A 12887-nucleotide genomic window follows, 5' to 3' on the forward strand; every position below is an offset into this window, starting at 1 on the left:
GCCGGTCTCCTGCTCGGCGACCCGCAGGACCGGTGCGCGGCACACGGCACCGGCGAGCCGACCCTGCGGAGCCCCGCCCCGGCACGCCCCACCGGGCAGCTGGACCTGGCCCCGCAGGCCCCCGCCCCGGTGCGGGGCACCGGCTCCTGGGGCGGCGGCGCCCGCAAGGACCCCGCGACGCGGCGCACCCGTGAAGCCGCACCGCTCGACGCCCCCCACAGGGCTGGGCGCGACGCGGTCGAGGGCCTCCTCCTCGGCATCGCCGCGGGCGACGCCGCCGGCTGGCCCGCCGCGAGGCACCGCGCCGCCCGCATGCCCGAATGGACCCGCCGCCTCACCCGCGAACTCGACACCTTCGCCGAGCAGAACGCGACGACCACCCTCCCCGTCCCCATCGCCCTCAACCAGCCCCCCGAGCCCCTCCGCCTCGGCCCCTCCGACGACGCCGAGTGGGCGGCCTTCACAGCCGAGGCCGTCCTCGCCGCCTCCGGCCCGGTCTTCGCCGGCCTCCCCCGGGAGCGCCGGCTCCGCGCCGCCGTCGACCTCGCCTGGAACGCCCTCGCCGGACAGGTCGCCGCCGCGGCCGACCGCGCCCCCGAGGTCGAGTCGGCCGTCCTCCCCCTCCGCGCCCGGATCTCGGTGCGCGCCGGCCTCGGCAATCTCGCCACCGGCCTGCGCCCGCCCGCCACGGGCCACGACAACCCGCACTACTTCGACGACGCGGCCTGCGTCCGGGCAGCCGTCCTGGCCCTGGTCCACCCGGGCGACCCCGGAGCCGCCGCCGAACTCGCCGAGTTCGACGCCCGGTACACACAGGACGGCGACGGCGTCCACGGCGCCCGGGCGACGGCGGCGGCCGTCGCCGCGGCCCTCGGCGGGGCGACGGTCGACGAGGCCGTCGCGGCGGCGCTCGCGGAACTCCCGCCCGCCACCGAGATCGGCCGCAACGCCCGGCACGCCGTGAAGCTGGCCCACGCCGCCGGTTCGGCCTTCGAGCTCGTCCCGCTCCTGGAGCACCAGATCGTGGACCACGTCTACAGCTACGGCATCGCCGCCGCCGAGACCGTCCCGGTCGCCCTGGCCCTCGCCACCGCCGCCCGGGGCCGGATGGCGGCGGCCGTGCCGGCCGCCGCCTGCCTCTCCCGGGTCGCCGACTCGGCCCCGGCGCTCGCGGGCGCGCTCACCGGCGCGCTGGGCGGCGGCCGTTCGGTCCCGGCGAGCTGGCGCGAGGCGTGCAGGACGCTTGCGGGCTGCGCGCTGCCCCGGCTGGCGGGGACGGATCTGGTGGAACTCGCCGGGCTGCTCGGAGCCACGGAACCGGCCACCCCAGGTGGACAATTCCGACATGACACCCACACTGGATGACCGGATCACCGGAAGCCTCCTCGGGGCCGCCGTCGGCGACGCCCTCGGCGGCCCCGTCGAGGGCTACACCCCCGAGCAGATCCTGGAACGCCACGGCGGCCGCGTCACCGGGATCGTCGGCCCCTGGAACGGCGACGACTGGCGCACCGCCCGCCCCATCGCGCCGTACCACAAGGGCGACGGGCACGTCACCGACGACACCCTGATGACCCACGCGCTGATCCGGGTGTACGAGAAGGTCCGCGGCCACCTCGACGCGTACGCGGTCGCGGACCACCTCGTCCCCGAACTCATGGGCTCCCCCGTCTGGATCCCGGAGCTGGAGGCCGAGGCGCTCCCCCTCCAGCGGATCTTCCTCGCCGAGAAGTGGATCGTGACCCGGCTCCACTACGGCCACGTCGACCCGCGCGAGGCCGGCAACGGCAACGTCGTCAACTGCGGGGCGGCGATGTACGTGGCGCCGGTCGGCCTGGTCAACGCCGCCCACCCGGCGGCCGCCTACGCCGAGGCGATCGACCTGACGGGCGCGCACCAGTCCTCCTACGGCCGGGAGGCGGCGGGTGTCTTCGCGGCGGCGGTCGCGGCGGCCTGCGCGCCGGACGCCACGCCGGCGTCCGTGGTCGAGACGGCCCTGGCCCTGGCGAAGGACGGAACGCGCGCGGCGATCGAGGCGGTCGCCGAAGTCGCCTCCCGCCACACGGACTTCGAGTCCGCCCTCGCGCCCCTCCGCGGGGCGGTCGCCCCCTTCGACACGGTCGGGCCCGACTACCGCGCCCCCTCCCTCGGCGCCCGCCGTCCCTCCCGGCTGCACGCGATCGAGGAACTCCCGATCGCCCTCGGCATGCTCCTCGTCGGCGAGGGCGACTTCCGGCGTACGGTCCTGGGCGCGGTCAACTACGGCCGCGACTGCGATTCGATCGCCACGATGGCGGGCGCGATCGTGGGCGCGCTGCACGGCGAACCGGCCGTCCCCTCCGAGTGGGCGAAGCAGGTGGCGGAGGCGAGCCGCCTGGACCTGCACGCCCCGGCGAGGGCGCTCTCCCAAGTGGCCCGGGAGGTCTTCGTCCGGGACGCGGAAGCGCGCCGAGCCCACGCATCGGCCTTCGCGACGCTGACGAGCGGGGACCGGTGACCCTCCGTCTGACCTGGGTCCAGCCGGAGGACCTGGTGGGCCACGAACTCCGGCAGGCGGCGGAGGACGGCCGCGACGCGAGCGCCCCGGCGGCCCGCTGGAAGGCCGCCGGCGGTCCGCCCGCCCCGGAGGCGGCCGGCGCGTCCCGGGTCCCCCGCCCGGACCTCCGCCCCCTCGCGGAGGAACTCCTGGACACCCTGGCCTCCCTCCCCACGCCCCTGTCGGCCTGCGAACCCACAGCCCTGCCCGCCATCCAGGCCCTGGCGACGGCCTCCGGCCCCCCTCCCGGCCCCGCGTGGGCCCGCACCGGGCGGGGCGGCGCCTCCGCCCACCCCCGTGCGGGCACCCGTCCCGCTGGTACGGGACGGGCGGGCCCACGGGACGGCGCCCCTTGCCGGGCCCAGGCTTCCGCGCCTGAACCGGCAGCCGTCCGTGCGGCGGCGCCGTGGGGTCGTGCCCACCCGTTCCGCCCCGCAGGACGCCCGCCCGCGGCGGTGCGGGACACCGCCCTCCGGGACCGGCTGCACGCCGCCTGGCTCGGGCGCGCCGTCGGGTGCCTGCTCGGCAAGCCCGTCGAGAAGCTCCCCCTCCACGCCCTCCGCGCCCTCGCCCGCGCCGCCGGCAACTGGCCCCTCGCCACCTGGTTCACCGCCCGTGGCGTCCCGCCGGAGCTGCTCGCCGCGCATCCCTGGAACCGCCGCTCCGCCGCCACCTCCCTCGCCGAGAACATCGACGGCATGCCCGAGGACGACGACCTCAACTATCCCCTCCTCAACCTGCTGCTCCTCCAGCGGTACGGCCGCGGCTTCACCACCGCCGACGTCGCCCGCCTCTGGCTCGACGAGCTCCCCGCCGGCCGCACCTTCACGGCCGAGCGCGTCGCCTACCGCAACCTCCTGGACGGCGTGGAACCTCCGCTGACCGCCGTCCGCCGCAATCCCTTCCGCGAATGGATCGGCGCCCAGATCCGGGCCGATGTCCACGGCTGGAGCCACCCGGGCGATCCGGTGGCCGCCGCCGCGCAGGCGCACCGGGACGCGGTGCTCACGCACACCGCGAACGGCGTCTACGGCGCCATGTTCGTCGCCGCCGCCCTCGCCACCGCCGCCACCGGCACCGTCGACGTCCACCAGGCGCTCGCCGCCGGCCTCGCCGTGGTCCCGCCGCGCTCGCGTCTGGCGGCGGCCGTCCGGCTGGGCATCACGGCGGCCCGCACCACGGCCGACTTCGACGCCGTCGTCGACCGGCTGCACGCCGAACTCGGCGGGTACCACTGGGTGCATGCCGTCCCCAACGCCGCGCTGCTCGCCGCCGCCCTCACCCACGCCGACGGCGACTTCTCCCGCTCCGTCTGCGCGGCGGTCTCGGGCGGCTGGGACACCGACTCCAACGGCGCCACCGCCGGCTCGCTCGCCGGGCTGCTCGCCGGGCATCCGGACCGGCTGCCGGAGCGCTGGACCTCCCCCCTCAAGAACCGGCTCGCGACCTCGGTGCCGTCCTTCGACGGCATCGGCTTCGACACCCTGGCCGAACTGACACACCTGGAGGCAGTACGCCCATGACCAGCATCGTCGTGCTCGGCAGCACGAACATGGATCTCGTCGTCCACGTGCCGCGGACCCCCGCCCTCGGTGAGACGGTCACCGGCCGCTCCTTCCGTACGATCCCCGGCGGCAAGGGCGCCAACCAGGCCGTCGCCGCCGCCCGCGCGGGCGCCGAGGTGGCGATGATCGGCGTGGTCGGCGCCGACGAGTTCGGGCCGCGGCTCCGCGCCGCCCTGGAGCACTGCGCGGTGGACACCGACCTCCTGCGCACCGCCGAGGGCCCCTCCGGCACCGCCCACGTCGTGGTCGACGACGAGGGCGGCAACGCGATCGTCGTCGTCCCCGGCGCCAACGGCACCCTCACCTCCCTCACCCACGGCGACGAGGCCCTCATCGGCACCGCCGACACCCTGCTCCTCCAACTCGAACTCCCCCTCTCCGTCGTCGTCGAGGGCGCCGTAACCGCCCGCCGGCTCGGCGTCCGCACCGTCCTCACCCCCGCTCCCGCGCAGCCGCTTCCGCCGGAACTCCTCGCCGCCACGGACCTGTTGGTTCCGAACGAGCACGAGGCCGCCGCGCTCACCGGGCTCACCGACCCGCGCGAGGCCGCCCGGGCCCTGCTGCGGGACGTCCCCGAGGTGGTCGTCACGCTGGGCGCGGCCGGCAGCCTGTACGCGGTGCGCGGCGCCGAGCCGGTCGCCGTGCCCGCGCCCCGGGTCCGGGCCGTGGACACCACGGGAGCGGGCGACACCTTCGTCGGCGCCCTGGCGGTGGCCCTCGGCGAGGGCCGTCCCGCCCCGGAGGCCCTGGCCTGGGCGCAGACGGCCGCCGCGCTCTCCGTCCGGCGCGAGGGCGCGTCGACCTCGATGCCGTACCGCGTCGAGATCGAGGACGCCTTCCGCTCTCCCGGCATCCTGGAGGCCGACGCCGTATGACCGTCCACGCCCCGGCCACCCCGCCGGACCCCACGGCCGCCGAGCACCCGGCGGCGCCCCTGCACGGACTGCGCGTCCTGGATCTCGCGACCCTCTTCGCCGGCCCCCTCGCGGCCATGATGCTGGGCGACTTCGGGGCCGACGTCGTCAAGGTCGAGCATCCCCGCAAGCCGGATCCGTCCCGGGGCCACGGCCCCGCCAAGGACGGCATCGGCCTGTGGTGGAAGGTCCTCGGCCGCAACAAGCGGGCGATCACCCTCGATCTGTCCTCGCCGGGCGGCCGCGACACCCTCCTCGCCCTCGCCGCCGACGCGGACGTGATCGTGGAGAACTTCCGTCCGGGCACCCTGGAGCGCTGGGGCCTGGGCTGGGAGGAGCTGTCCGCCGTCAATCCGCGTCTGGTCCTGGCCCGGGTCACCGGCTTCGGCCAGTTCGGTCCGTACGCCCACCGTCCCGGCTTCGGCACCCTCGCCGAGGCGATGAGCGGCTTCGCCGCCATCACCGGCGAGCCGGACGGCCCGCCGACCCTGCCGCCCTTCGGCCTGGCCGACTCGATCGCCGCCCTCGCCACGGCGTACGCGGTGATGACCGCGCTCACCGCCAGGACGACGACCGGACGCGGCCAGGTCGTCGACATGGCGATCATCGAACCGATGCTCTCCGTCATCGGACCCCACCCCCTCTGGTACGACCAGCTCGGTTACGTCCAGCCCCGGACCGGCAACCGCTCCCGCAACAACGCCCCGCGCAACACCTACCGGACCGCCGACGGCTCCTGGGTCGCCGTCTCCACCTCCGCCCAGTCGATCGCCGAGCGGGTGCTGCGGCTCGTCGGCCGTCCGGAGCTGATCGACGAGCCGTGGTTCGCCGACGGCACGGGCCGGGCCGAGCACGCGGACGTCCTCGACGAGGCGGTCGGCGCCTGGATCGCCCGGCGCACCCGCGACGAGGCGATGGCGGCCTTCGAGAAGGCGGAGGCGGCCATCGCCCCCGTCTACGACGTCCGGGACGTCGTGGACGATCCCCAGTACCGGGCGCTCCGCACCGTGACCGAGGTGGAGGACCCCGAACTCGGCACGATCAAGATGCAGAACGTCCTCTTCCGCCTCTCCGAGACCCCCGGCGCCATCCGCTGGGCCGGCCGGCCGCACGGCGCCGACACGGGCGCCGTCCTCTCCGAACTCGGCCTCACCCCCGCCGAGATCGACGCCCTCCGCGAGCAAGGAGCGGTATGAGCCCCCTCAGCGGCCCCGCGGAGGACGAACGGACGCGTGCCGGCGAGCCCACGGGCGCGCCCTCCCCGGCACGCCCCCTGGCCCCCCTCACCTGGCTGTACGCCCCCGGCGACCGCCCCGAGGTCGTCCGCAAGGCCCTGTCCTCCGGCGCCGACGTCGTGATCGTCGATCTGGAGGACGCGGTCGCCCCGCAACGCAAGGCGTACGCCCTCGACGCCACGGCCGATCTCCTCGCGGACGTCCACCCCGTCCCGGTCCACGTCCGCGTCCACACAGCGCGCGACATCCCCACCCTGGCCCCCCTCCCCGGCCTCTGCGGTCTCCGTGTGCCCAAGGTGACACACGCCACTGACATCCACCGGATCGCCCGCCTCGCCCCGGGCCTGCCCCTCTACCCGCTCCTGGAGAACGCCCTCGCCGTGGAGCACGCCTACGCGATCGCCACCGCCCATCCCTCCGTCCGCGGCATCGCCCTCGGCGAGGCCGACCTCCGCGCCGACCTGGGGGTGCGGGAGGACGGCGGCCTCGACTGGCCGCGCGGACGCGTGGTGGTCGCGGCCCGCGCGGCCGCCCTCCCCCCGCCGGCCCAGTCCGTCCATCCGGACGTCCGCGACCTGGAGGCGCTGGCGGCCGGCTGCGCCCGGGGCCGGGCCATGGGCTTCTTCGGCCGGGCGGCCATCCACCCCCGTCAGCTCCCGGTCATCGAACGCGCCTACTTCCCCACCCCGGAGGAGGTGGAGGCGGCCCGTGAGGTCGTCGAGGCGGCCGCGACCGGGCAGGGCGCCCTCGCCCTGCCGAACGGCCGCTTCGTCGACGCCGCGGTGGTGGAGGGCGCCCACCGGGTCCTCTCCCTCGCGGCCCGCGCCGGCTGACCCGTACCCCCGCATGCGGAAGGGCCGCCGGAACCTCTCGGTCCCAGCGGCCCTCGACGTACGGCCGGTCAGCTCTTGGCGGCCGACCCGGCGCCGTGACCGGCGCCGTCGCCCTCGGTCCCGTCCTCGGTCCCGTCCCCGGGCCCGGCGGCCCGGTCCTCGGCGGCGGCCCGGTCCTCGCCGGCCCCGGCCGCGTCGGTGACGTCGGCGGTCCCGGCGGTCTCGGCGCCCTCGACGGCGTCCGTCTTCCCGGCGGTCTTCTCCGCGGCCCTCGGCTCCACGATCTCCTCGCGGCCGGGCCGGAGGCGGGCCGAGACCACCAGGTAGACGACGGCCAGCAGGCCGACGACGATCGCGGTCCACACGTTGAGCCGCAAGCCCAGGATGTGGTGCGCCTCGTCGACGCGCAGCGCCTCCGTCCACACGCGGCCCGAGCAGTACGCGGCGACGTACAGGGCGAAGGCCCGCCCGTGGCCGAGCTTGAAGCGGCGGTCGGCCCAGATGACGAGGAAGCCGACGGCGACGTTCCACAGGGACTCGTACAGGAAGGTCGGGTGGTAGAGCCCGGCCTCGCGGTTCGTCCCCTCGGTGATCTTCAGCGCCCACGGCACGTCGGTCGGCTTGCCGTACAGCTCCTGGTTGAACCAGTTGCCCCAGCGGCCGATGGCCTGGGCGAAGGCGATGCCGGGGGCGATGACGTCCGCGTACACGGGCAGGGAGATCCCGCGCCGACGACAGCCGATCCAGGCGCCCACCGCGCCGAGCGCGATGGCGCCCCAGATGCCGAGGCCGCCCTCCCAGATCTTGAAGGCGTCGACCCAGTTCTCACCCTCGCTGAAGTACAGCTGGTAGTCGGTGATCACGTGGTAGAGGCGTCCGCCGACGAGGCCGAAGGGCACCGCCCAGACGGCGATGTCGGCCACGGTGCCGGCGGTGCCGCCCCGGGCGATCCAGCGCTTGTTGCCGAGCCAGACGGCGACGAAGACACCGATGATGATGCAGAAGGCATAGCCGCGAAGCGGGATCGGTCCGAGGTGGATCACGCCGGTCGACGGGCTGGGAATGTAGGCAAGGTCCATGACAGGACCGACGCTACCCTGCCGGGAGGGCAGGACGGCAGCCCACCCGGCAACTTCTGGGTAACCAATCCGGCGCGTCAGCTCCCCGACGGGGAGGCGGTGCCCGGCTCCTTGCCCTTGTTGGCCTCGGCGACCCACTTCTTCAGGTTCGCCGGGGAGATCTGCTCGTTCCCCTTGGTCGGGAAGATCGATTCTCCGTTGAGGAGGACGGACGGGGTGCCGCGGAAGCCGCCGTTCTGGAAGGCCTCGTGCGACTTCTTCACCCAGCCGTCGTGCGTGCCGTCGTTCACGCAGCTGCGGAAGGCCGGCGTGTCGAGCCCCGGCACCTTCGCCGCCAGCTCGATCAGCTTGGCGTTCTTCCCGTAGGCGTCGTCCGTCTCCGGCGGCTGGTTGACGTAGAGCGTGTCGTGGTACGCGGTGAACTTCCCCGCGTCCTGGGCGCACGCCGCCGCGTTCGCCGCGCGCAGCGAGCCGCTGCCGCCCATGTTCCCGTCGATGAGGGTGGCGAGGTGGTAGTCGACCTTGAGCGCGCCGGAGGCCTGGAGCTCGTGGACGGCGTCCCGCATGACGTTCTCGAACTGGGCGCAGGCCGGGCAGCGGAAGTCCTCCCAGACGGCGAGCGTCGACGGGGCGCCCGCCTGGCCCGTGGGGATGGCGGGCTTGCCGTCCTCGTTCGTCGCCGCGGTCGGCGCGACCACCGGTCCGGCCTTGTCCGATCCGCTGTTCTTGTCGCCGCCCGCGGCGATCACGCCGACGACGGCGGCCAGGCCGAGGACGCCGACCACGGCCGCCGACACGATCAGGACGCGTCGCTGCTTCTCGCGGGCCTTGTCGCGCTCGCGCTGCTCCTTGAGCCGATCCCGGGCGTTCTGCGTACCGTTCCGCTTGTTCTCGCTCACGCCCCAGGCAACGAACCGGGGAGGCACATCCGCGCCTCCCCGGTCCCAGATCCACCCGATCGGGCTACGAAGCGCGGCGGACGCCCTCGGCGAGTTCGGCCGCCAGTTCCCTTACGGCGGTGAGCCCGGCCGCCTCGTCACCGTCGGCGTCGAGGATCCGCTGCACGAAGGCGGAGCCGACGATGACGCCGTCGGCGAAGCCGGCGACCTCCTTCGCCTGCCTGGCGTTGGAGACGCCGAGCCCGACGCACACCGGCAGGTCGGAGGTGGCGCGGGTGCGGCGGACCAGGTCGGCCGCCTGCTCGCCGACCGACTCGCGGGTGCCGGTGACGCCCATGAGCGAGGCGGCGTAGACGAAGCCGGAGCCGGCGGCGGTGATGGTGGCGAGGCGCTCGTCCTTGCTGCTGGGCGCGACGACGAAGACGGTCGCGAGACCGTGCTTGTCGGCGTGCTCCCGCCAGACGGCGGACTCCTGGACCGGCAGGTCGGGCAGGATGCAGCCCGCGCCGCCGGCCTCGGCGAGCTCCTCGGTGAAGCGCTCGATGCCGTACCGGTCGATCGGGTTCCAGTAGGTCATGACGAGGACCGGCTTGCCGGTGGCCCCGTGGGCCTCGCGGACCGTCCGCATGACGTCGGCGATCTTCACGCCGCCGCGCAGCGCGATGTCGTCGGCGGTCTGGATGACCGGCCCGTCGAGGACCGGGTCGCTGTGCGGGAGCCCGACCTCGACCACGTCGGCGCCGCCGTCGAAGACGGCCTTGATCGCGGCGATCCCGCCGTCGACGGTCGGGAAGCCGGCCGGCAGGTACGCGATGAGCGCGGCCCGGTCCTCGGCCCCGGCGGCGGCGAGGGTGTCGCTGAGCAGCTGGATGTTGCCGGTCACTTGGCGTCCCCCTGGATCTCGGCGGTGCCCGCCTGGTTCGCGGCCACCTCGGCGTCGGTGTCGTACAACCCGAAGTAGCGAGCGGCGGTGTCCATGTCCTTGTCGCCGCGCCCGGAGAGGTTCACGAGGAGCAGGGCGTCCTTGCCGAGCTCCTTGCCGACCTCCAGGGCCCCGGCGAGGGCGTGCGCCGACTCGATGGCCGGGATGATGCCCTCGGTGCGGGAGAGCAGCCGCAGCGCCTGCATGGCGGCGTCGTCGGTGACGGCCCGGTACTCGCCCCGCCCGCTGTCCTTCAGGTACGCGTGCTCGGGTCCGATGCCGGGGTAGTCGAGTCCGGCGGAGATCGAGTACGGCTCGGTGATCTGGCCCTCCTCGTCCTGGAGGACGTAGGAGCGGGACCCGTGCAGGATGCCGGGCTCGCCGGCGGTGAGGGTGGCCGCGTGCTCCCCGGTCTCGACGCCGTGGCCGGCCGGCTCGCAGCCGATCAGGCGCACGTCCGCGTCCGGGACGAAGGCGTGGAAGAGCCCGATGGCGTTGGAGCCGCCGCCGACGCAGGCGATGGCCGCGTCGGGCAGCCGCCCTGCGCGCTCCAGGATCTGGCGGCGGGCCTCGACGCCGATGACCCGGTGGAAGTCGCGGACCATGGCGGGGAAGGGGTGCGGACCGGCGACGGTGCCGAACAGGTAGTGCGTCCGGTCCACGTTGGCGACCCAGTCGCGGAAGGCCTCGTTGATGGCGTCCTTGAGGGTGCGGCTGCCGGACTTCACGGCGACGACCTCGGCGCCGAGCATCCGCATCCGGGCCACGTTGAGGGCCTGGCGCTGGGTGTCGATCTCGCCCATGTAGATGGTGCAGTCGAGGCCGAAGAGGGCGCAGGCGGTGGCCGTGGCCACGCCGTGCTGACCGGCGCCGGTCTCGGCGATGACCCGGGTCTTGCCCATGCGCCTGGTCAGCAGGGCCTGGCCGAGCACGTTGTTGATCTTGTGCGAGCCGGTGTGGTTGAGGTCCTCGCGCTTGAGGAAGATCCGGGCGCCGCCGGCGTGCTCGGCGAACCGGGGCACCTCCGTGAGGGCGCTCGGGCGGCCGGTGTAGTCGACCATGAGGGCGTTGAGCTCGCGGGCGAACTCGGGGTCGGACTTGGCCTTCTCGTACTCGACGGCGACCTCGTCGACGGCGGCGACGAGGGCCTCCGGGATGAACTTGCCGCCGTAGGCGCCGAAGTAGCCCTCCGGGCTGGGGACCTGGCCTTCCAGGTCCGGGATGAAGAACTCGCTGGACATGCGGATGCTCCTCGCGGGGCGGGTGCCCCGGGATACGTGGGGTCGATGGTCACGGTATGCGCGCGAGCCACTCGTGTACGGCACCGCCGTGGCCCCCGTCGCGGGCGGCGCCCCCACCGTTGTGGGCGGTCGTTCCGCCGGGGCGGGGGGGGTCCCCCTGCTCGAGCGAAGCCGAGAGCTCGGGGGGAGGGTGGGCACGACGGAACGGCGCCCTTGCCGGCGTCCGAGGCTCCCGCGCCCGGGCACGCACCGAACGTGCGCCGCACGCGGGGTGCGGGCCCGGGCGCGGAACGCGGAGGCGCCGCTGAGGGGCGCCGTCCCGTGTGCCCACCCTCCCCCGAGCTCTCGGCTTCGCTCGAGCAGGGGGGACCCCCCGCCCCGGCGGGACGATTGCCCACACGGGGGGGGGGACGGCGGGGTGCGGGACGGGCGTCCGTCGCCGGACGGTCAGGCGGAGGTGGCGTACGTGAGGAAGCGCGCGGGGCGCGGGCGCCATCGCATGCCGTTGACCTGACCCGGCTCGGAGCCGATCACGTAGCGGACCCGGCGGCCGTGGACACGGCGGGCGGGTGCCCGGCAGCCGCGCGGCCGACAGCCGCGGGCCAGCGGGGCGTGCTTGGAGACGGGGGCGGCAGCGGTACGGAGCCGGCTGCGGCGCCCCGGGGCGCCCGCGGGCACGACCGGGCCGCCCGGGGCGGGGCCCTGGGCGGTCGACGTGGCGCGGACGACGGTCATGGTGCGGTCAGCTCCGCCCGTGGCGGAGCGCCGGGTGGGCGCCGGCGGCGACGAGGTCGGCGACGGCGGCCTTCGGGTCGCGGCCGGTGACGAGGGACTCGCCGACCAGGACCGCGTCGGCGCCGGCGTTGGCGTAGGCGATGAGGTCGTGCGGGCCCCGGACGCCGGACTCGGCGACCTTGACGATGTGCGCGGGGATCTCCGGGGCGACGCGCTCGAAGGTGGAGCGGTCGACCTTGAGGGACTTGAGGTCGCGCGCGTTGACGCCGATGATGCGAGCGCCCGCGTCGACGGCGCGCTCGACCTCCTCCTCGTCGTGGACCTCGACCAGCGGGGTCAGCCCGATGGACTCGGCACGCTCGATGAGGGAGACCAGCGCCTCCTGCTCCAGGGCGGCGACGATGAGGAGCGCGAGATCCGCTCCGTACGCCCGCGCCTCCCAGAGCTGGTACGCGGTGACGATGAAGTCCTTGCGCAGCACGGGGATGTCGACCCGGGCGCGGACGGCCTCCAGGTCGGCGAGCGAGCCGCCGAAGCGGCGCTGCTCGGTGAGGACGGAGATGACGGCGGCGCCGCCCGCCTCGTAGTCCGCGGCGAGACCGGCGGGGTCGGCGATCGCGGCGAGCGCCCCCTTGGACGGGCTGGAGCGCTTGACCTCGCAGATCACCTTGACGCCGTCCCCGCGCAGTGCGGCGACGCCGTCCTTGGCCTGCGGCGCCTTTGCGGCGCGCTCCTTGAGCTCGTCGAGGGTGACCCGCGCCTGTCGCTCTGCGAGGTCGGCGCGCACGCCTTCGATGATCTCGTCGAGCACACTCACGCGAGGGGCCCCCTTCCGGGACGGTGACGGTGATGATGAACCGGGTTCAGCCACTTCGATCCTATCCGCAGGACGGCCCGGGAATCGCATCGGCCGGAGTCGCGTCCCATC

General features: G+C 75.1%; 12 protein-coding genes. 6 read left to right on the forward strand and 6 right to left on the reverse strand.

Annotation, left to right across the window (positions count from 1 at the left end; genetic code table 11):
- Positions 1-129 precede the first annotated feature (129 nt).
- From IE180_RS13425 to IE180_RS13450, 6 genes are all read left to right on the forward strand, one after another.
- On the forward strand, positions 130-1365 hold the full coding sequence (locus IE180_RS13425; RefSeq protein ID WP_373302771.1) for an ADP-ribosylglycohydrolase family protein: 1236 nt from the start codon (positions 130-132) through the stop codon (positions 1363-1365).
- On the forward strand, positions 1346-2497 hold the full coding sequence (locus IE180_RS13430) for an ADP-ribosylglycohydrolase family protein (RefSeq protein WP_190157081.1): 1152 nt from the start codon (positions 1346-1348) through the stop codon (positions 2495-2497). Before IE180_RS13425 ends, IE180_RS13430 begins: the two co-directional genes overlap by 20 nt.
- The gene (locus IE180_RS13435) at positions 2494-4059 is read left to right on the forward strand and encodes an ADP-ribosylglycohydrolase family protein (RefSeq protein ID WP_190157082.1); all 1566 of its coding nucleotides are present in this window, start codon (positions 2494-2496) and stop codon (positions 4057-4059) included. The genes IE180_RS13430 and IE180_RS13435 overlap by 4 nt, the downstream gene beginning before the upstream one ends.
- Positions 4056-4976: a ribokinase gene (gene rbsK, locus IE180_RS13440; RefSeq protein ID WP_190157083.1), complete on the forward strand. Its 921-nt coding sequence runs from the start codon at positions 4056-4058 to the stop codon at positions 4974-4976. The genes IE180_RS13435 and rbsK overlap by 4 nt, the downstream gene beginning before the upstream one ends.
- Positions 4973-6211, forward strand: coding sequence for a CaiB/BaiF CoA transferase family protein (locus tag IE180_RS13445; protein ID WP_190157084.1), 1239 nt, complete (start codon positions 4973-4975; stop codon positions 6209-6211). The genes rbsK and IE180_RS13445 overlap by 4 nt, the downstream gene beginning before the upstream one ends.
- A 77-nt stretch (positions 6212-6288) precedes the next feature.
- Positions 6289-7083: an HpcH/HpaI aldolase/citrate lyase family protein gene (locus IE180_RS13450; RefSeq protein WP_229860491.1), complete on the forward strand. Its 795-nt coding sequence runs from the start codon at positions 6289-6291 to the stop codon at positions 7081-7083.
- 68 nt (positions 7084-7151) lie between these two features.
- On the opposite strand, the gene lgt is transcribed toward IE180_RS13450, so the two are convergent.
- The 6 genes from lgt to trpC form a co-directional block, all read right to left on the reverse strand.
- Positions 7152-8162: a prolipoprotein diacylglyceryl transferase gene (gene lgt / locus IE180_RS13455; RefSeq protein ID WP_190157086.1), complete on the reverse strand. Its 1011-nt coding sequence runs from the start codon at positions 8160-8162 to the stop codon at positions 7152-7154.
- Between the two features lie 77 nt (positions 8163-8239).
- The gene (locus IE180_RS13460; protein WP_190157087.1) at positions 8240-9061 is read right to left on the reverse strand and encodes a DsbA family protein; all 822 of its coding nucleotides are present in this window, start codon (positions 9059-9061) and stop codon (positions 8240-8242) included.
- A gap of 64 nt (positions 9062-9125) precedes the next feature.
- Positions 9126-9944, reverse strand: a complete 819-nt coding sequence (gene trpA / locus IE180_RS13465) for a tryptophan synthase subunit alpha (protein ID WP_190157088.1) — start codon at positions 9942-9944, stop codon at positions 9126-9128.
- Positions 9941-11224 carry a tryptophan synthase subunit beta gene (trpB, locus tag IE180_RS13470; protein ID WP_190157089.1) on the reverse strand — a complete coding sequence of 428 codons (1284 nt, stop codon included), beginning with the start codon at positions 11222-11224 and terminating at the stop codon, positions 9941-9943. Before trpB ends, trpA begins: the two co-directional genes overlap by 4 nt.
- Before the next feature lie 447 nt (positions 11225-11671).
- Positions 11672-11902, reverse strand: coding sequence for a tryptophan biosynthesis modulator TrpM (gene trpM, locus IE180_RS36405; RefSeq protein ID WP_373302772.1), 231 nt, complete (start codon positions 11900-11902; stop codon positions 11672-11674).
- Positions 11903-11966: 64 nt separating this feature from the next.
- Positions 11967-12776: an indole-3-glycerol phosphate synthase TrpC gene (gene trpC, locus IE180_RS13480; RefSeq protein WP_190157091.1), complete on the reverse strand. Its 810-nt coding sequence runs from the start codon at positions 12774-12776 to the stop codon at positions 11967-11969.
- Positions 12777-12887 lie beyond the last annotated feature (111 nt).

Source organism: Streptomyces litmocidini (genome assembly GCF_014649755.1).
Lineage (GTDB): Bacteria > Actinomycetota > Actinomycetes > Streptomycetales > Streptomycetaceae > Streptomyces > Streptomyces litmocidini.

Excerpts from the sequence above, each read along its gene's own strand:
- trpB (WP_190157089.1), bottom strand. The coding sequence starts at position 11,224 with ATGTCCAGCGAGTTCTTCATCCCGGACCTGGAAGGCCAGGTCCCCAGC.
- IE180_RS13445 (WP_190157084.1), top strand. The coding sequence starts at position 4,973 with ATGACCGTCCACGCCCCGGCCACCCCGCCGGACCCCACGGCCGCCGAG.
- IE180_RS13430 (WP_190157081.1), top strand. The coding sequence starts at position 1,346 with ATGACACCCACACTGGATGACCGGATCACCGGAAGCCTCCTCGGGGCC.
- rbsK (WP_190157083.1), top strand. The coding sequence starts at position 4,056 with ATGACCAGCATCGTCGTGCTCGGCAGCACGAACATGGATCTCGTCGTC.
- lgt (WP_190157086.1), bottom strand. The coding sequence starts at position 8,162 with ATGGACCTTGCCTACATTCCCAGCCCGTCGACCGGCGTGATCCACCTC.